16 protein-coding genes and 3 pseudogenes are annotated in these 18,357 nt (G+C 69.6%); 10 read left to right on the top strand and 9 right to left on the bottom strand.

Annotated features, from left to right (window positions below; all coding sequences use genetic code 11):
* Window positions 1-88: 88 nt before the first annotated feature.
* Complete coding sequence (locus ACGF2V_RS27560; protein ID WP_362625465.1) at window positions 89-682, bottom strand: hypothetical protein; 594 nt, start codon at window positions 680-682, stop codon at window positions 89-91.
* Between the two features lie 204 nt (window positions 683-886).
* Here ACGF2V_RS27560 and ACGF2V_RS27555 point away from each other — a divergent pair, with 204 nt between their 5' ends.
* Window positions 887-2,245 (top strand): peptidase C39 family protein, encoded by a 1,359-nt coding sequence (locus ACGF2V_RS27555; protein WP_362710939.1) that lies wholly within the window; start codon window positions 887-889, stop codon window positions 2,243-2,245.
* Here ACGF2V_RS27555 and ACGF2V_RS27550 read toward each other — a convergent pair.
* The 3 genes from ACGF2V_RS27550 to ACGF2V_RS27540 form a co-directional block, all read right to left on the bottom strand.
* Entirely contained in the window at window positions 2,193-3,335 is a 1,143-nt protein-coding gene (locus tag ACGF2V_RS27550; protein WP_362710937.1) for a tyrosine-type recombinase/integrase, read from the bottom strand. The genes ACGF2V_RS27555 and ACGF2V_RS27550 overlap by 53 nt on opposite strands.
* 212 nt (window positions 3,336-3,547) lie before the next feature.
* Window positions 3,548-4,045 (bottom strand): response regulator transcription factor, encoded by a 498-nt coding sequence (locus ACGF2V_RS27545; protein ID WP_362710945.1) that lies wholly within the window; start codon window positions 4,043-4,045, stop codon window positions 3,548-3,550.
* Between the two features lie 149 nt (window positions 4,046-4,194).
* Window positions 4,195-5,003, bottom strand: a protein-coding gene (locus ACGF2V_RS27540) for an IS5 family transposase (protein WP_392913441.1) whose coding sequence is annotated in 2 segments (ribosomal slippage) — window positions 4,195-4,655 and window positions 4,655-5,003 — 810 coding nt in all. Because the reading frame shifts where the segments join, the coding sequence is not laid out codon by codon here.
* A 77-nt stretch (window positions 5,004-5,080) separates the two neighbouring features.
* On the opposite strand from ACGF2V_RS27540, the gene ACGF2V_RS27535 reads away from it, so the two are divergent.
* Both ACGF2V_RS27535 and ACGF2V_RS27530 read left to right on the top strand, forming a co-directional pair.
* Complete coding sequence (locus tag ACGF2V_RS27535) at window positions 5,081-5,257, top strand: toxin C-terminal domain-containing protein (protein ID WP_362710943.1); 177 nt, start codon at window positions 5,081-5,083, stop codon at window positions 5,255-5,257.
* On the top strand, window positions 5,226-5,714 hold the full coding sequence (locus tag ACGF2V_RS27530; RefSeq protein ID WP_362710933.1) for a hypothetical protein: 489 nt from the start codon (window positions 5,226-5,228) through the stop codon (window positions 5,712-5,714). The genes ACGF2V_RS27535 and ACGF2V_RS27530 overlap by 32 nt, the downstream gene beginning before the upstream one ends.
* Before the next feature lie 223 nt (window positions 5,715-5,937).
* Here the strand turns inward: ACGF2V_RS27530 and ACGF2V_RS27525 are convergent.
* From ACGF2V_RS27525 to ACGF2V_RS27510, 4 genes and pseudogenes are all read right to left on the bottom strand, one after another.
* Window positions 5,938-7,425, bottom strand: a pseudogene (locus tag ACGF2V_RS27525) (ISL3 family transposase).
* 386 nt (window positions 7,426-7,811) lie between these two features.
* Entirely contained in the window at window positions 7,812-8,516 is a 705-nt protein-coding gene (locus ACGF2V_RS27520) for a hypothetical protein (RefSeq protein ID WP_362710931.1), read from the bottom strand.
* Window positions 8,513-9,391: a hypothetical protein gene (locus ACGF2V_RS27515; protein WP_362710928.1), complete on the bottom strand. Its 879-nt coding sequence runs from the start codon at window positions 9,389-9,391 to the stop codon at window positions 8,513-8,515. The genes ACGF2V_RS27520 and ACGF2V_RS27515 overlap by 4 nt, the downstream gene beginning before the upstream one ends.
* 209 nt (window positions 9,392-9,600) lie before the next feature.
* Window positions 9,601-9,780, bottom strand: a complete 180-nt coding sequence (locus ACGF2V_RS27510) for a helix-turn-helix domain-containing protein (RefSeq protein ID WP_362710925.1) — start codon at window positions 9,778-9,780, stop codon at window positions 9,601-9,603.
* A gap of 276 nt (window positions 9,781-10,056) precedes the next feature.
* Between ACGF2V_RS27510 and ACGF2V_RS27505 the strand changes: the two are divergent.
* The 3 genes and pseudogenes from ACGF2V_RS27505 to ACGF2V_RS27495 form a co-directional block, all read left to right on the top strand.
* A pseudogene (locus tag ACGF2V_RS27505) lies at window positions 10,057-10,197 on the top strand (peptidase C39 family protein); the annotation flags it as partial.
* Window positions 10,198-10,486: 289 nt separating this feature from the next.
* Window positions 10,487-10,790 (top strand): annotated as a pseudogene (locus ACGF2V_RS27500) (ARMT1-like domain-containing protein); the annotation flags it as partial.
* A 718-nt stretch (window positions 10,791-11,508) separates the two neighbouring features.
* Window positions 11,509-12,681 carry an acyl-CoA dehydrogenase family protein gene (locus ACGF2V_RS27495; protein WP_362710922.1) on the top strand — a complete coding sequence of 391 codons (1,173 nt, stop codon included), beginning with the start codon at window positions 11,509-11,511 and terminating at the stop codon, window positions 12,679-12,681.
* Between the two features lie 503 nt (window positions 12,682-13,184).
* On the opposite strand, the gene ACGF2V_RS27490 is transcribed toward ACGF2V_RS27495, so the two are convergent.
* Complete coding sequence (locus tag ACGF2V_RS27490) at window positions 13,185-13,583, bottom strand: hypothetical protein (protein WP_362625496.1); 399 nt, start codon at window positions 13,581-13,583, stop codon at window positions 13,185-13,187.
* A gap of 203 nt (window positions 13,584-13,786) precedes the next feature.
* Between ACGF2V_RS27490 and ACGF2V_RS27485 the strand changes: the two genes are divergently transcribed.
* The 4 genes from ACGF2V_RS27485 to fxsA all read left to right on the top strand — a co-directional run bounded on the left by ACGF2V_RS27485 (window position 13,787) and on the right by fxsA (window position 18,157).
* Window positions 13,787-14,227: an Lrp/AsnC family transcriptional regulator gene (locus ACGF2V_RS27485; RefSeq protein WP_073790285.1), complete on the top strand. Its 441-nt coding sequence runs from the start codon at window positions 13,787-13,789 to the stop codon at window positions 14,225-14,227.
* Window positions 14,228-14,463: 236 nt separating this feature from the next.
* Entirely contained in the window at window positions 14,464-16,110 is a 1,647-nt protein-coding gene (locus ACGF2V_RS27480) for an amidohydrolase (RefSeq protein WP_362710919.1), read from the top strand.
* A gap of 570 nt (window positions 16,111-16,680) precedes the next feature.
* Entirely contained in the window at window positions 16,681-17,448 is a 768-nt protein-coding gene (locus ACGF2V_RS27475) for a polyprenol monophosphomannose synthase (protein WP_362710916.1), read from the top strand.
* Window positions 17,449-17,554: 106 nt separating this feature from the next.
* The gene (gene fxsA, locus ACGF2V_RS27470; RefSeq protein WP_362710913.1) at window positions 17,555-18,157 is read left to right on the top strand and encodes an FxsA family membrane protein; all 603 of its coding nucleotides are present in this window, start codon (window positions 17,555-17,557) and stop codon (window positions 18,155-18,157) included.
* Window positions 18,158-18,357: the final 200 nt, after the last annotated feature.

The following is an 18,357-nucleotide window of genomic DNA, read 5'->3' as shown; positions in this document are numbered from 1 at the left end:
ACCGCCCTCCGGTCAAGCCGAGTTGGGGCCATCCGGGCCCATTTCTCAGCACTTGATACGGCGGCGCGCCCCGGTCACCGTCCGTGACTCAGCGGTCGGTCGCCGCTGTCGGGCGCGGGCCCTGCGCGCACGCGTAGCCCATCGGCAACTGCCGTACCACGGTGTCTGCGTGGGGGCGCGAGGGATCGGTCGAGAAGTGCTCCACCTCGGCGGCCGTCCACCCGTCCCAGAAGGCGGACAGGGCGGGCCCGTCCCGGCGGCGGCCGCGCGACCAGGACTCCGCGGCGGGCAGCTCCATCCACAGCAGCCGCGCCAGGTGCGGGCGCAGGGCGCGGCGCCCCGCCCCGACGCCCTCGATCAGGACCACCGGCGCGGGGTCCAGGGTGCGCGGCGCCCCGAACGTCCGGGCGGTCCAGTCGTATGGCGTGTAATGGGCGCGCTCGCCGCGCGACAGCGGCTCGATCACCTGCTCCCGCAGCCTGTCCGTCCAGGTGAAGAAGGATGTGTGGGTGGCCAGGTCGTCAAGACGCAGCACGGGGGCGTCGCCGAGCGCGGCGGCCACGCGGGACGAGAAGGTGCTCTTCCCCGATCCCGCGTGACCGTCCACGGCGACCAGCCGCACCGGCCCGCAGGACGGTGCCAGGGCGCGCAGCCGGGCGGCGAGGGGCAAGAGGTCGTTCATGGGCCCAGCCTACGAGCCTGTCCGGGGCATCCGTGGCGCGCGTCCGGGACCGTCGCAGGTCACGCCAGTGGTCCAGACCAATATTGGTTGCCGTAGGGGTGTCGTAACGCTGGCCGGATCCGGCCGCGAACCGCGATAGTTGGCGCACTGTCGTGCACCCGCCACCGCATTCCGTCCACGAGCTCACGACCGGGGGTCTCGCCCATGAACAGACCGACCTCGCGCAGGACCGTGCTGACGGCCGCCCTCGCGGCGGCCGCCGCCGGTACGGTGCCGTCCGCCGTCGCGCACGCCGCCACCGCTCCGTCCGCCGCCGCCCCCTCGGCAGCCGCTTCTCCCGTGGACAACCACTTCTGGCACACGTACACCGACTGGCGCTGCGGCTTCGGCGCCGGGACCCGCGCCGTCGCGGGCCGCCGCCCCGGTCTGGTGATCGGCCGCCCCGAGAGCCGCACCGACTACACCGACCCGCACACCGGCCGGACCTCCGCCTGGGAGTACGCGACCTGGACCTCGCCGCTGCACCGGTCGGCCGTCCCGGCGACCGAGGTCATCGCCTCCTGGAACGCGCACACCCCCGAGGGCACCTGGATACAGATCGAACTCCAGGGCCGCTACTCGGACGCCACCTGGACCCCGTGGTACGTGATGGGCCGCTGGGCCTCGGGCGACGGCGACATCCGCCGGACCTCCGTCGACGACCAGGGCGACGGCAGGAGCTCCGTCTGGACCGACACCTTCTCGGTGGACGACGCGGCGAGCGGGCTGCGGCTGGTCTCCTACCGACTGCGGCTCACCCTCCACCGCGCCCCGGGCACCCGTCGCACGCCCACCGTGTGGCGGCTCGGAGCCATGGCGTCCGACATCCCGGACCGCTTCACCGTGCCCGCCAGCGCTCCCGGCCTCGTCGGGGAACTGCTCGTGCCGCGCTACTCGCAGAACATCCACGCGGGGCAGTACCCGGAGTACGACAACGGCGGCGAGGCGTGGTGCAGTCCCACGTCCTCCCAGATGATCATCGAGTACTGGGGCCGCCGTCCGACCCCCGAGGACCTCGCCTGGGTCGAGCCCGGTCTGGCCGACCCGCAGGTCTGCCACGCCGCCCGTTTCACGTACGACTACCAGTACGAGGGCTGCGGCAACTGGCCGTTCAACGCCGCCTACGCCGCGACGTACGACGACATGGGCGCGGTGGTGACCCGGCTCGGCTCGCTCACGGACGTGGAGACCCTGATCCGTGCGGGCATCCCGGTCATCACGTCGCAGTCCTTCCTCGAGGAGGAACTGGCCGGCGCCGGGTACGGGACGTCCGGCCACCTGATGACCGTGATCGGGTTCACCGCGGACGGCGACGTGATCGCCAACGACCCGGCCTCACCGGACAACGAGGCGGTCCGCCGGGTCTACCGGCGCCGCGAATGGGAGAACATCTGGCTGCGCACCAAGCGCTACGACGCGAACGGCAAGGTCAGAAGCGGTACGGGCGGCGTCTGCTACCTCTACTGGCCGGCTAAGCCAGCACCGAGCCAGCACCGGGTTCTGAAGTCGTTCGGCTTGTTGTGAGCATGTGCGGTGCGACGGCCGCCTCGACCGCCTGGCGGCTGCGTTCCCGGCCGTCCTGAGTGAGGTGGCCGTACTTGTCCACCGTGACCTTGATCGAGCGATGACCGAGCCAGCGTGACACTTCGTGAATGGATACGCCGCTCGTCAAGGTCACGGTGGCCCACTTGTGTCGCAAATCGTGCGGATTGTATTCGGGCAGCCCGAGTCGCTTGATGGCCCGGTCCCACGACTTGCGGAGGAGGTCGGGGTACGGCAGGCCGCCGCTTGCGTTATGGACCGGAAGTCCGCCGATGAAAGGCTGAAGGGAAGTAGGTACGGGTGTATCGCGCCACTCGCCTTCTTTTCGGTGTTTCAAAGGGGCGTATCGGGGTGTGTACTTTCCGTCCGCGTCCTTGTAGCGAATCACCTGCCTCCTTATTCGCAGAGTGCCGCCGCGAACATCTTCGGGGAAGACGCCAAGGGATTCTCCTATGTGGAGTCCGCAACAGGCCATGAGCCATATAGCCGGAGACAGGCGAGGGTCGATCTCGTAAGCCAGGGCTGCTATCTCGTCGAAGCTGGGAAGACTCCTGTCATCGACAGGGATGACAGGATTCTCCAACTTCTCGGCCTGCTTCACCGGGTTGCCGCTGATCTGCCTGTGGCGTGCAGCGTGCGAGAAGAGGGCCGAGAGGACTATGTGGCGGGACTCGATGGTATTGAGAGCTGCCCCCTCCCGGTGCCAACGCGCGTACAGGCCCTCGATGTCCCCTGCAGTGACTTGGGAGATCATCTTGCGCCCCAGGTGAGGGACGATATGGAGGCGGAGGATGCGCTCGTAGGACTCGAGGGTTCCAGCAGAAGCGGTCTTCTTCGCAAGCCAATCCGAGGCATACGAGCGCAACGAGACCTTGCCGGCACTGGGGTCGACGTATATGTTCTCGCGCTTGTCGTTCTCTACTTTGGTGGCGAAGTCGACCGCGTCCTTCTTCCGATCGAACGACTTCTCCCGCTGCCGCGCTGTGCGCCCGCCCGGCTCCCTGTATCGGACGGTCCACCGCTTGCGTGACGCGCCAGGGCCCTGGTCGATTATCTGAGCCAACTCGTTCACCTGCCTCTACGTCATTCCTGATGGTTAGACTGTTTGCCGTAGGTGGTGTTGTAGTCGATGATTCCGGCCGCGCCAAATGGTTAAGAGAAAGAGGATTGTCGGCGGGCGCTTTGTGTGGCTATCGCGCCGAGAGATTGCCGCCGGTAGCTGTGCATTCCAGCCGCCAGCCTGGTGCGGGTGGCTGGCGGCTGACGCCCCCCGCGCGGGTGGGCTCAGATCAGCCCCTGGCGCATCGCGTACGCCACCGCGTGCGACCGGTTCCGCAGCTGGAGCCTGGTCATCACCGAGTGGAGCACGTTCTTTATGGTGCGCTCGGAGTAGGCCAGCTTCGTCGCGATGTCCGCGGTGTCGTACCCCTCCGCGACCAGCCTCAGCACATCCACCTCGCGTGCCGCGAGACCGGTGAAGTGCAGGCCGCGCGGGCCGAGCACCTGCCCCTGGAGGCGGCCCACCTCCTCCAGCAGTCGTCCCAGCAGGTCGGACGGGAGATGGCCCTCGCCCCGCGCCACCGTCCCGATGACCTGCACCAGATGCTCCGGGGTTGCTTCGGGGCGCCTGACCACACCGGCGACACCGCACTCGGCGGCGCTCACCAGCTTCTGTTCGTCGATGTCCGTGGTGACCAGGACGGTGCGTGAGGTGCTGGTGCGCTGGATGTGGCGCAGACGAATCAGCGTCTTCTCGTCGATGGCATCGGCCACGACGACCATCACATCGGGAACGACCGGCCCGTCCGCCTCACCCGGGTAGGCATCGAAGAGAACGCTGACTTCGTTCCGCCGACGCAGCAGGTCGGTGATCCCGGCCAGGGAGACCGGGTCGTCGGCCTGGAGGGCAACGAATACTTTTAGAAGTCATCTCATTTGGCGAGTCTGCGATAGCAGATGAGGGTGCAGGCGATGCTGGTGAAGGCCAGAAAGTGGTCGGCCTTGCGTTCGTAGCGGCGATGGAGTCGGCGGCAGCCGGCGAGCCAGGACATGGTGCGCTCGATGGTCCAGCGGTGCCGTCCGAGCCGCTGCGAGGACTCGATGCCCTTGCGGGCGATGCGGTGCCGAATTCCGCGTCGTGACAGCCATTGTCGCAGGTGGCGGTAGTCGTAGCCCTTGTCGGCGTGGAGCTTGCCGGGCCTGCGTCGGCGGGGGCCTCGGCGGGAGCGAATGGGCGGTATGCCCTTCACGAGAGGGGCCAGGGCCTGGCTGTCGTGGAGGTTGGCACCGGAGATTGCGACGGATATGGGCAGACCGGTCCGCTCGGTGATCAGGTGGATCTTCGACCCGTACTTGCCCCGGTCGACAGGATTCGGACCTGTCAGGTCCCCCTTTTCAAGGCCCGCATGTTCACCGAGTCGATCGCGCACCTCGACCAGTCCAGCTCGCCGCGGGCACCGAGTTCGTCGAGGACCAGGCGGTGGAGCCTGGCCCACACCCTGGCCTTCGACCACTCCGAGAACCGCCGGTGGGCGGTCGCTCCGGACGGGCCGAACGACGCCGAAGACAGCTGCTGCCAGGTACAACCCGACGTGGCCACGAACACGATCGCGGCCAGCACCTCCCGGTCACCGTGCCGACGCCGACCACCGCCCTGCGGCCGCGACGGCGCCTCCGGCACCACCTGCTGGAACAACTCCCACAACTCGTCCGGCACCAGCCGCTCAACGATCCCCACCATGACTCACAGAATACCGAGTCGCCCAAATGAGATGACTTCTAAGGGACAGGGCGGGAGCCCTTGGGTACAGAACGAGAATTCCTGCGCAAAAGGCTCCATTCGATTCACATGGTCAGGTGGTCTTCTCGAACGGGAAGAACTACATCACGCCCGACGTTGACGGGCATAATGTGTCGGACGGCTGGAAGATGTTCAACCGCAAGGGGCAACGGATCGGTACTTATGACCCAGACCTCAACTATCTCAAGGAATAATCGATTCGCGATCGAAGTGATCGGCGATCCCTTCTTGGAAGATGGCGTCTCGTCGCCTTCCGAGGCCACTGGCCGGGTCACAGTCGGGGATTTCTCGGAATCATTCCCGATGGACCTGAGCTTCTGGACGGTGGGTGACTACTCTCGAAGTTGGGAGAGAGCCCTGAGGGAGCTTGAGGCGAGCAAGGATTCGACCTCGTGCCTCATCTCTTCAATCGCGGACCCGGAGACCGCTAACTTCGTCTTCTGCTGGCCTATTTACCGAGAAGGGGAAGATGTCTACGTGCAAAACTCGATCATCTTCCTGGATGGCCTCGAAGAACAGTTCAATCCGCAAGAGCCTTGGCGACATGTGGAGGCTCGGAGTTTGGTTGACGAGGACGGGAACCAAATTTCTGAGTGGTCGACGACCATCTCTCAGGTGCGGCGGTTCCGCGAGTCCATCGGGAGCCAGTAGCTCACGTGCGCACGCAAATCTGAAGCCCTGCCAGGCACTGCCTGGCAGGGCTTCAGTGCGGCGTGACGGCAGTAGTTGACGGCAACGTCAGCGGACGGGGGTTGCGCAGAGCGGCGGTTCGTTGCCGTCGTCGGGCCGGTTTCCGGTTTCGGCGGGAGCGCGGAGGGCGGGTCTGTCAAACGAGCGGCTCTGTTCCGTAGTCGGTGGTGACGGTGCGTTCTCCTTATTGCAGGAGGATGCGGTGACGGAGGAGGTCGAATCCTGCTCGGCCGTGCATCTGCCGCGTGATCTTCTTGGTTCGGGTATTGACGCCTTCTGTCCGGCCGTTGTGGTGGGGCAGGGTGAGGCCGGCGTTCACGGCGGCGCGGTCGAGTTCGAGGCCGTTGCAGAAGCTGTGCAGGTGGGGCAGGCCTGCGGTGCGGACCGTGGCGATCCACTGGGTGAGCTTGTCGTCGTTGGCCTGGGCCGGGGCCAGGAGCGCGGCGAACTCGCTGGTGAGCCGGGCGAGTGCAGTCATCTCCGGGCACGCTGCGGTGAGGAGGCCGAGCAAGTCGGTGTCTCTAGTCCACCGGTGTTCGGGGTGGGTGAGTAGGAGCTGGGCGAGGCGGCGGGGGGTCGTCACAGGGCGGTCGCCTTCGGCGCGACCCTGATTGAGGTAGCGGACCAGCAGGTTGGCGCTGCCGGTACAGCCCAGTTCCCTGATCTCGTGCAGGAGGTGCGTGACGGGAACAGCCGGGTTGTCGGACCGGCGTCGGCGCAGGTGGTCGCGCTAGGGGGCGACCAGGGTGGGCCGGTAGCGCGGGCGGTTCGGGGATGCGGGCGTAGCGCTTGTCGGTGTTCAGGGTGAGGTTCAGTCTGCGGGAGCAGTCGAGCAGGCCGACGCCGGAGTCGAGGAGGGCGTGGACTTTGTGTCGGCGCTCGCGGGTGGTCTGCTCGCGGACGCCGCCGGGCCGGGGCGGGTTGACGGCGGCCCAGCTGGGAGCGTGGGCGCGGACCTCGGCCAGGGCTTTGTCGCACGGGTTCCGCCACAGATGCCAGCGGTTGCTGACCTGCACCGCGTCAGGCAGGGCTCGGCGGATCGCCTCGGCGTAGGTGGCCGAGCCGTCCCGGCACACGACTTCGATCCCTTTCTTCCCTCGCAGCCATGCCTCCAATGTGGCGGCTTCGCGGTCGGGCAGGACATCGATGCGCTTGCCTGTTTCGGCGTCGATGATGATCGTGGCGTAGCGGTGACGGCGGCGCAGGGCGAAGTCATCGACCCCGATCACCGCGGGATCCGAACCGCCGGCGGGGGGATTCCCCGCAGCACCCGCAGGGCAGTGGCGAACGAGACGGGCACGGCCAGTGTCCGGGTGAGCCGGGCGGCAGCCCGGCCGCACAACTCCTTGACCACCCCCGAGACCTGGCTGGTCAGAAGCGTGGTGCGGCGCTGAAGGCGCTCGATCAGCCCAGGGACCTGCTCGCGGAAGGTCTGCCGTCGGCAGCCCAGGACCGGGCAGACCAGACGTCGTACCCGGACGTTGACCACGACCTGGCGGCCATCGACTGGCACATCCGCAACCGTCCGGACGTGGTATCCGTGCACCTTCCCCGTCGGCACCCCGCACATAGGGCAGGGAAAGGGAACATCCCTGGTCCGGGCCAAGACCCGGATCACCTCGCCGTCGTCCGCCACATCATCGATGACCAGTGCTGATAGCCCTGAAAACACAGTTGCCACAAGGGAGTTGGCATCTCGCATACAACGTCAACGACGCCAGTTACCTGCCGTCACCACCGACTACGGAACAGAGCCGAACGTAAGTCATGCCGGGCCCGAAGGCCGGAGGCCCCATTGCGGAGCCGCGAAGACGGTAACGGGGGGGCCACACCTCATCAGCGATTCAGGTTGCTTGCCTGAGAGCATGCACGTCAAGCGCTTCGCCGCATTGGGTAGCCGCGAGGGCACTGAGAGCAGCGAATCCCTGCTGGGAGTAGCGGCGCTGACTGCGATTGGCAGCAGCATCGAGAGCGGCTCTGCGGGGGACGTGCTCCTGGAGGAGGATCCCACGATTGGAGCGAATGCGACAGATCGGGCGCGGGGCGGTGGAATGTACTCTAGTCGGCCATGGTGCTCTGGTCGAACACCTCGCTGACGATGCTCTTCCAGTCCTGCCAGCTGAGATGCGGCTCGGCGAAGCCGTTGCTCTGGTCCTGGCAGTGTGCGCGCACAGCCCGCAGAACGTTGGCGAAGGCGTTCAGGCGAGGCCTGCTCTGGTCGTTCCCGGCGACAAGTACGACCAGCGAGGCGAGGGCGCGGCGCTCCTGCCGCAGGCCTTTCAGCGTGGTCTTGAGTTCGGCCTCCAGTCGGCCTGAGAAGCAGGAATCCACCATCACCAGGACGTGCGAGGCATGGGAGTCCAGCAACGTGGTGATGATCTCGGCAGTCGGGAACGCAGTGGCGTACGGCCTGCTCTCGTACGTATCAGGCAGTTGCAGGAAGTGCTGGGGGGAGTTCTCTGGGGCCAAGCCGTGCCCCGTGATGTAGACGACGAGGGCGTCGTCCTCCGCGCTTCCGAGGTCCTCGTCCAGGAGGAAGGTGCGCAGGTCACGCAGATCGTGTAGCTGCTTGGCTTCGGAGGGCTCAAAACGGCGGGCGTCGTCGAGACCGGGGTGTGCCCACCAGTCCTTCACCGCCGTCACCTGTGCGGTGATCGCCTTGCCGAACGTCTCCTGATCGGCCGCGGTGCCGTCGTCGTACTCCGAGACCGCGATGACGACGAGGCGGCGGGCGGAGGTGTCTTGGGCTGGCGCGCGGGTCACTGTCGGCCGCCCACCACGGCGCGGGCCACCGGCGTAGTGCGGAGATAGCGCAGGGCGGCGTGTGGGTCGCCAATGCCGTTGTCCACCTGGGCTTCGGTGAGTCCCGACGCAACGGCGGACAGTCCCGCGCCCCCGGTGATGAAGTCGTCGGGGTCGAAGACATTGACCCACCTGATGTGCGAGTCGAGCTGCAGCGGCGTGCCGTCGGTGATTCCCATGAGCCGCCGCACGGCGGGGATGCCCAGAGGCGAACCGCAGGTCACCAGTGTGTGTACGGCGGGGCCGGGCGTGCCCGTGGCACTGACCTCCCGGTGGAGGAGCAGGTCGTAGGCAATGACGCTGCCGAGTGAGTGACCTATGACCACGGTGGTGTCCAGGTTGAACTCGTCACGGACGAACGCCCGGACCTTGGCGGCCAGGTCCGGCTTCGTGAGGTAGTAGCGCACCTCCCGCATGCGCTCGACGAGGAACTGAGCGCCACCGCCCGGGAAACGGCGATCGTAGGCCATCGCCAGCCGGGTCAGGCGCGGCGACCACATCTTGGGCGGTCCCAGGGTGGCCACGGGCTGGCTCTCGGCAAAGGCTACGTCCTCGGGCCGCACAAGATCGGCGAAGACCTCGGCGAGGAACTCCTCTTCCGCCGGCTCTATCGGCGCGGACTCACCGAGGAGGTTGTCCTCAGGACCCAGGTGGTCCGTCCCCTTCGCCAGGAGCGCCGTCCAGTGCGGCACTTCAAGGGACGTCGCGCAGGCGTCTGCGTCGGGCAGCGAGTCGATGCCGCGCCGGATCGCCCGGCTCCAGTCAAGGATCAGCTGTCGCCGGGAAGTCTTCGACTGCCCGATTCCGTGCACACCGACGACTCGTACTATCCGCATGCCGTACCCGCCCCGCTCCGTCGTGCCTACCTACTTGCCGCGGATGTGCTTTCGCGCCTTCCCGGCTGAACGTCATTGTGCTGCATGCGCTGCGCGCGGAGGGCCGCTTCAGGTGTCGGGCGATGCCGGTCTTGCGTCGCGCTGTTCAGGACCTATGGCGTCAGCGCTCGAGGGTGTTCGCCGCGAGCCGTCTCCTTATGCGATGACGTTCATGCAATCATTCGGCATCGCTCTTCCAGCCATTGACGAATCTCCGCCGGAGAGAATCGGAGCTGCTGGCCTACGCGGAAGCTTGGCACTTCTTCCTTGAGATGGTTGTCGTACACCCAAGAAGCCGGCTTCCCGAGATAGACGGCAAGCGCCTTGACGTCCCACATCGGCTCACTCACAAACAGTTCCTCTACGCTTGCTTCAGGTGCTCGCGAGGACGGTAGTGAGGAAAGGCGGTCGCACCAAGCGGGTGGACGTCTGCGTCGCGACGAGGGCCCCGGAGTCAGCACCGATCCAGCACGACGCACCCGAACGGACCGGAACGGACGCCAGCGGAAGTCAGCACCAGGTCAGCACCAGCGCGTCTTCGCTCGATTTGCCTCACGTAGTCCGTTTCTCTGACCTGCATGTTTGTGCGGGAGGGCGCCGCGTGGTAAGCGGCGCCCTCCCATTTGGAGAACATCTGGCTGCGCACCAAGCGCTACGACGCGAACGGCAAGGTCAGAAGCGGTACGGGCGGCGTCTGCTACATCTACTGGCCCGCTGAGCCGGCACCGAGCCAGCACCGCGCGCTGCGGTCGCTGGGCCTGCTGTGAACATGTGCGTCCCCACGGCCGTCTCGACGGCCTGACGGCAGCGTTCCTGGCCGTCCTGCGCGAGGTGGCCGTACTGGTCCACCCTGACCTTGATCGAGCGATGTCCGAGTCGGCGGGACACGTCGTGGATGGGCACGCCGCTCGTCAGGGTGGTCCAGTTGCGGTTTCCGAGGTTGGCGCCGCAGTCGACGAAGATCCGGCGCATGGGGTGTTCTCCTGGTCTGCCAGCGGCTCGAACACCGTGTGGCCGACACAGTTCGCGGCCGGTGGACGTGCCGCCGTGGTCGGCGTCGACTGTCTCCGCCGCCTCGCCGAGGCGCCCGGCGAAGCCGGCCGGATCGGCGGCCGACAGTGGAAGGCCATGGCAGCGGGAAGCCTGGAGGTCCGCACCCACCCGTTCTTCTGCGCCGCTGCCGTACGGGGAGATGCCCGAGGGCCTTCGTGGCGAGTTCGCGAGCGCCACGCTCACCATCCTGAAGGGTGACCTCAACTACCGTCGCCTGGTGGGCGATCGACTGTGGGAGGCCACGGCGCCCTTCACCGGTCCCACCGCTCACTTCCCCGGGGCCGTCGCGGCGCTCCGGACCCTGAGGCCGCCACGGTCACACTCTCCTCGTACGGCCCGTGTGCGATGCTGACGACCGCTCCGGTACGGGCCTGTGCGAGGGCGACGCAGTCGCCCGTCCCGTCGGCTGCGAACGGTGAGCACCTGGCGTGACACGCCCTTACCTCCCGGACTCCGGTGCCCGTGGGACGGGGACGCCCGGCATGCCGGGGCGTGTGGAACCGGCGTGCCCATCATGCCCGTTGGCGCAGGTGGGCCGCCACGGTGGTCCAGTGCTGGCGAATCGGCCGGGGCGCACCTCGCGGCCGGGGGACGGGGTGGCCCGGGCGCGCGGCTCGTGTCCGGCCCTCCGAGTGGCGGACGTCTCCCGGAGCCTGTCGGGGCTCGTCTCCTCGTGGGGGAGGGAAAGCGGTGGGAGTCCGACCCTTCCGGGAGCTTGGCATGAACGCGAAAATGCCGGTCCGGGTGAAACCGTAGGTGGACTAGTCCAGTTGGGTGAATGGTTCGGACCACATCCGGTGGTCGCTCCGCCCGTCTCCGAGTCGCCCGCCGACCCCGTGACGGATATCGTCCGATCGGGCATACTCAAGCCGCCACAGCCGCTGGCCAGCAGCTCTCGTAATCCGGGGGACCGGCATCGGTTGGGTGGCAGTGCCCCCTCGGGCGCTGTCCGAAAGCCCCCGGCGGCGCGGCCCACACCCCTCGCGCGCGACCGTCGCAATGCCCGACAGGGAGGAGAGCGCACCATGTCCGACCGTGCCCCGCACCCGGTGGAACGCCGTCTGCCGACCGAGGAGGCCGGGCAACTGCTCGCCCTCGTCCGTGACATCGCCCAGCGGGAGATCGCGCCGCGGGCGGCCGAGGAGGAGGAAGCGGGCCGGTTCCCGCGGGAGGTCTTCACGCTCCTCTCCGAGTCCGGACTGCTCGGACTTCCCTACGACTCCGGCCACGGCGGGGGCGACCAGCCGTACGAGGTCTACCTCCAGGTTCTCGAGGAGCTCGCGGCCGCCCGGCTCACTGTCGGCCTCGGCGTCAGCGTCCACTCCCTCGCCTGTCACGCGCTCGCCGGATACGGCACCGAGGAGCAGCGGGACGCGCACCTCCCGGCGATGCTGGGAGGGGGCCTGCTGGGCGCCTACTGCCTCTCCGAGCCCGCCTCCGGGTCCGATGCCGCCTCGCTGCGCACCAAGGCCGTCCGGGACGGCGACGACTGGGTCGTCACCGGCACCAAGGCGTGGATCACCCACGGCGGGATCGCCGACTTCTACACGGTCCTCGCGCGCACCGGCGGCGAGGGGGCCCGCGGCATCACCGCCTTCCTCGTTCCCGGCGACGCCGAAGGGCTGAACGCGGCCGCCCCCGAGAAGAAGATGGGCATGAAGGGCTCGCCCACCGCCCAGTTGAACTTCGACGGCGTGCGGGTCCCCGACGCGCGGCGCATCGGCGACGAGGGCCAGGGCTTCACGATCGCCCTGTCCGCGCTGGACTCCGGACGCCTGGGCATCGCCGCCTGCGCGATCGGCGTCGCCCAGGCGGCCCTGAGCGAGGCCGTCGCCTACGCCACCGGGCGACAGCAGTTCGGCCGCCCCATCGCCGACTTCCAGGGCCTGCGGTTCATGCTCGCCGACATGGCCACCCGTATCGAGGCGGGCCGGGCGCTGTACCTGGAGGCGGCCCGGCTGCGCGACGAGTGCAAGCCGTTCTCGCGCCAGGCGGCCATGGCCAAGCTGTTCTGCACGGACGCGGCGATGCAGGTCACCACCGACGCCGTCCAGGTCCTCGGCGGCTACGGCTACACCGCCGACTTCCCCGTGGAGCGGCTGATGCGCGAGGCCAAGGTGCTGCAGATCGTCGAGGGCACCAACCAGATCCAGCGGATGGTCATCGCCCGCCATCTCGCGGGCCCCGAGACCCGCTGAACGGCAGCGGGCGCTGCGACCACACGGGCGTCGCCGTGATCCGGTTCCACTCCTGGTCCCGCCGACCCGGCAGGGTCCGCCCGGTGCGCTCCCGATGACGCAGCAGCGCCCGGAAGACGGGCGGGTCGGCGGAGTGCGGCGGCGTCCGCGCACCGGGCTGCGGAACCGATTCTTCGGTGAGGAGCGGCGAGACGACGACCGGTACCGGCCGTCGTGTGCGGCGGGGCATACCCGGCCAACGTCGAGGAGCGGGCCCGGGTCACTGTCCGACCGATTCGAGAGCCCGTTCGCCCCTTCCACGGGTGGCTCTCCCCCGGAGGGCGGGCTCCTTCCCCGTGTGGTTCTCCCCGCGGGCGGCTCCTTCGCCGGGCGGCGCCCGGGCGGCGCCCGGGCGGCGCCGGACCGTGCCGCGGCGGGGTCCCCGGCCTGCGGTCCGGACGCGTGACCCCTGGCGGGCGGGCCCGGACGCCCGCCGGGCCGTACCGCGAGGGGCGGGGGCCGTCTCAGGCGGCCTCGCGCTGCATCCGCGGCGCCCGCATCGGGCGCGAGCCGGGACCACCGGCGTGCGAGAACGGCTGCATCCTCCAGTCGAGTCCCTGAGGGAGCGTCAACAGCACTCCGGTCTCCTGCTCCTGGAGATCGGACGACTCGTCCGCGGGCCGCGTCCGGGACACCGCGCGGCCCGTCCCCGAGCAGACCTTCAGGACGAACGGGTTCCACGGAGTCGGGCACAGCGCGTGCTCCGGCAGCACGTCCTCGTCCGCCAGCAGCGCGATCGGCTGCGCGCAGTCCGGGCAGATCACCCGGTACATCTCGAACATGTCGTACGGGTCGGCTGCCGCGTCCTCGTCCGGACCGACGGAATCCGGTTCAAAACGTTCAGTGAGCTTCAGGCTCTGCATGGGAATTTTCCCCCCTCGGGTGGGCCCGTTCAGGCGCCATGGCCTGGACCACAGCAAGCACTTCCCGTCGCGCGTCGGCCGTAACCGCGAGGTGGCGCGCTACCCAGCCGTAATCCTGTGGCGTTCGTCACATGCCTGCCGCAGGTGCCGCTCCGGGGCCCTCACCGCTGTTCCTGGAGACGCCCGGGCAATAGGTTGACCGCATGGAGGAGCTGGACCGACAGATCGTTGAGTTGCTCGTCAAGGACGGGCGGATGAGCTACACCGACCTGGGCAAGGCCACGGGCCTGTCCACTTCGGCCGTTCATCAGCGCGTCCGCAGGCTGGAGCAGCGCGGAGTGATCCGGGGCTACGCCGCGGTCGTCGACCCCGAGGCGGTGGGCCTGCCGCTCACCGCGTTCATCTCGGTGAAACCCTTCGACCCGAGCGCTCCGGACGACATCGCCGAGCGGCTCGCCGACGTCCCCGAGCTGGAGGCGTGCCACAGCGTCGCGGGGGACGAGAACTACATCCTCAAGGTGCGGGTCGCGGCCCCCCTGGAGCTGGAGCACCTGCTCACCCGGATCCGCTCGCTGGCCGGCGTCTCCACCCGGACCACCGTCGTCCTGTCCACGCCGTACGAGGCCCGGCCCCCGAAGATCTGAGGGACCGCCGGGTGGCCTTCCACCGGCAAGCGGACGCGGCATGGCGCGTGCGATTCCAAGGCGCCGGGATGTCCTCGGATGGGTTTCCCCTGCTCGAACGGAGTTGAGCGTTCGGGGCGTTTTCGGCAACGCCGGAGGCGTGCGTGCCAGGGAGTGGCCGCCCGGTCGAAGGTCTCCCGCCAGGCTCCGAGGGGGTCGCGGGCGGAGCGGCTCCGGCCAGGCGCGAGACTGGTCCCATGACCGAGAGCACCGCCCCCCAGAGCGAACACCGCACCGTGCTGCTGCGCGGTGGAGACGTCCACAGCCCCGCCGACCCCTTCGCCACCGCCATGGTCGTCGAACGCGGCCATGTCGCCTGGGTGGGCTCGGAAGGGGCCGCCGACGCCTTCGCGAGCGGCGTCGACGAGGTGATCGACCTCGACGGCGCCCTGGTCACGCCCGCGTTCACCGACGCCCATGTGCACACCACGGCGACCGGCCTGGCGCTCACCGGGCTCGACCTCTCCGCCGCCCGGACCCTCGACGAGGCGCTCGGCCTGCTGCGCGCGTACGTGGCCGCGCACCCCGCCGACCGGGTGGTCCTCGGTCACGGCTGGGACGCCACGCGCTGGCCGGAGCAGCGCCCGCCGTCGCGCGCCGAACTCGACGCCGCCGCGGGCGGGCGGCCGGTCTATCTGCCCCGTGTCGACGTGCACTCCGCGGTCGTCACCACCGCCCTGCTGGATCTGGTCCCCGGCATCACCTCGTTGCCCGGCCACCACCCCGACGCCCCGCTGACGGACGCAGCCCACCACGCGGTGCGCGCCGCGGCCCACGGAGCCGTCTCCCCGCGCCAGCGCGCCGACGCCCAGCGGGCCGCCCTGCGCCGCGCCGCCTCCCTCGGCATCGGCACCGTCCACGAGTGCGGCGGCCCCCACATCTCCGACGAGGAGGACTTCGCCGGACTGCTGAGACTGGCCGCCGAGGAGAGCGGCCCGCGGGTCTTCGGCTACTGGGCCGAGGAGATCGCCGACGAGAAGGACGCCCGCCGCGTCAGGGAACTCGGCGCGGTCGGCGCGGCCGGGGACCTGTTCGTCGACGGCTCGCTCGGCTCGCACACCGCCTGCCTGCACGAGCCGTACGCCGACGGCGCGTCCGGGCACACGGGCACCGCCCATCTCGACGCGGCGCGGATCGCCGCCCACGTCACCGCCTGCACCGAGGCCGGACTGCAGGCCGGTTTCCACGCCATCGGCGACGCGGCGGTCTCCGCCGTGGTGGAGGGCGTCCGGGCCGCCGCCCAGAAGCTCGGTCTCGCCCGGATCCGGGCCGCCCGGCACCGTGTCGAGCATGCTGAGATGCTCACCCCCGAGACCGTCGCCGCCTTCGCGGAACTGGGCCTGACCGCCTCGGTGCAGCCCGCCTTCGACGCCGCCTGGGGCGGGAAGGACGGCATGTACGCGCGGCGGCTCGGCGCGGAGCGGGCCAGGACCCTCAACCCGTACGCGGCGCTCCTGCGGGCCGGTGTGCCGCTGGCGTTCGGCTCGGACAGCCCGGTGACCCCGCTGGACCCCTGGGGGACCGTCCGGGCCGCTGCCTTCCACCGCACGCCCGAGCACCGGATCTCCGTGCGCGCGGGCTTCACCGCCCACACCAGGGGCGGCTGGCGGGCCGTCGGCCGCGACGACGCGGGAACGCTCGTGCCCGGCGCCCCGGCCGACTACGCGGTCTGGCGCACCGGCGGCCTCGTGGTCCAGGCGCCGGACGACCGGGTCGCCCGCTGGTCGACCGACCCGAGGTCGGGCACCCCCGGACTGCCGGATCTCACCCCGGGCGCCGAACTCCCGGTCTGCCTGCGGACGGTGGTCTTCGGACAAACGGTCTACGTACGGCCGAACGAGTGACGTGCGGACATTCCGCACCGTCGACCGAGGGTTCCGGCGTTCCTTCACGACCTGCGGATCTCCGCGACTGACCAGGCAAGTTCCATGAACGTCGCTGGTCAGGGGGGTATTGACAGAAAGCGCCCACCGGCCGGTAGGTTCGGCCGGGTCCACCACAGGACGCCCGACCGGTCGAACCTCCATGCAGTCGTCGAACGCCGCTGGGTCACGGGGTGGTGTGCCGTACCGGCGCGCCACCACTGACAGCCAGGTTCAGCGCCCGCGCCTCGGTGGCGAGGGAAGGCATCGCCGGGCGGGGGTGCGACCCGGGTGGGGCCCGGACGTTCAGTAGACAACGGCTCTCGGTCGACCCGCAGCCAGCGGGTCCCAGGTCGGCCCGAAGGGCGCCGGGCCCCCATCCGTAGGCACCGTCCGCGGTCCCGCCCATGTTTTGGTCCCGTCCGTACTTTTCTGTCCGGTACTTCCCTCCGTCCGTCCGCGGCGGTGCTCGCGGGTGCCCGACCACGTCGGCGTGCGGCCCCCGGACGCTGGATATGGTGTGCATCTGCGTACGGACTGAAGGGGCAGTAAGTGAACGACGGCGGTCAGAGGCGATACGGCCCGCTCGGCAGAACCTTGGTGATCATTCCGACCTACAACGAGGCCGGGAACATCAAGCCGATCGTCAGCCGGGTGCGCGCCGCCGTGCCGGAGGCCGACGTCCTGGTCGCCGACGACAACAGCCCCGACGGCACCGGCAAGGTCGCCGACGAGATCGCCGCCGAGGACGAACAGGTCCGGGTCCTGCACCGCGAGGGCAAGGAAGGGCTGGGGGCCGCCTATCGCGCCGGCTTCCAGTGGGGCCTGGAACGCGGGTACGGCGTGCTCGTGGAGATGGACGCCGACGGTTCCCACCAGCCCGAGGAACTGCCCCGGCTGCTCACCGCGCTCAAGGGCGCCGACCTGGTGCTCGGCTCCCGCTGGGTGCCGGGCGGCCGGGTGGTCAACTGGCCGAAGTCCCGCGAGATGATCTCGCGCGGCGGCAGCACCTACTCCCGGATCGTCCTCGGACTGCGGACCAGGGACGTCACGGGCGGCTACCGGGCCTTCCGTGCCGAGACCCTGAAGGGCATCGGCCTCGAGCGGGTCGCCTCCCAGGGCTACTGCTTCCAGGTCGACCTGGCCCGTCGCGCCGTCGAGGCCGGATTCCACGTCGTCGAGGTCCCGATCACGTTCGTGGACCGAGAGATCGGCGACTCGAAGATGAGCCGCGACATCGTCGTCGAGGCGCTGTGGCGGGTCACCTCCTGGGGTGTCGCCACCCGTACGAACCGGGTCCTCGGCCGCAGGACCACCTGATCCGGGGCGGCCGGGACCCGGATCCGGCGGACCGCGCCGCTCGCGTCCGGTCGGCGTTCTCACCCCCGTACACCGCTCGGACGCGCGTACGGGCACACTGGGGACCATGACGACCGGCACTGGCACACCGTCCCCGACCGCCCCGAAGCGTTCACGCGCCCGCACCTTCGTCCCGCTCGCCGTCGCGGCCTGGGCGGTGCTGGAGATCTGGCTGCTCACCGTCGTGGCCGACGTGGCCGGCGGGCTCACCGTGCTGCTGCTCCTGGCGGCGGGGATCGTCCTCGGCGCGGCGGTGGTGAAGCGGGCCGGCCGACGGGCCTTCCGCAGCCTCACCGAGACCCTTCAGCGGACGCCGGGGCAGCCCGGCGCCGACACCACCGGGCGGACGACCCCTTCGGGCGGCGGGGGCAACGGCTTCCTGATGCTCGGCGGGCTGCTGCTGATGGTCCCGGGGCCGCTCTCCGACGTGGCGGGACTGCTGCTGCTGGTGCCGCAGGTCCGTTCGTTGCTCGGGCGGTACGCCGAGCGTTCGCTGGAACGCCGGATGCGTACCGCATCGCCCGGCAGTTTCTCCGACGCCTTTCAGCAGGCCCGCATTCACCGGCCGGACGGAAAGATCGTGCAGGGTGAGGTCATCCACCACCACGAGGACGTGCCGCGGCCCGACTCCCGCTCCGACGAGGGCCCACGGCCGCCACTGACCCCCTGATCCCGGACCGGGCCCGGGCCGTTTCGCCCGGCCCGGGCCCGGGCGGGCGATCGTGCGCGCTTTTCGTCCGTGCCGTGACGCGACAGAACCGCGGGGCCGGGGGGGGGGGGCGGGGGGGGCGGGGGGGGGGCGGAGAGGCTGAAGCGCCCAAACCGCCCCGTCCAGCGCGAACCTCGACTCCCCGACGCCAAGGGACGAGC

The sequence above is a fragment of the Streptomyces sp. NPDC047982 genome (assembly GCF_043204165.1).
In the GTDB taxonomy this organism is placed as follows: domain Bacteria; phylum Actinomycetota; class Actinomycetes; order Streptomycetales; family Streptomycetaceae; genus Streptomyces.
The sequence above is the reverse complement of the archived record's forward strand: the minus strand, read 5'-3'. Positions and strand labels throughout refer to the sequence as shown.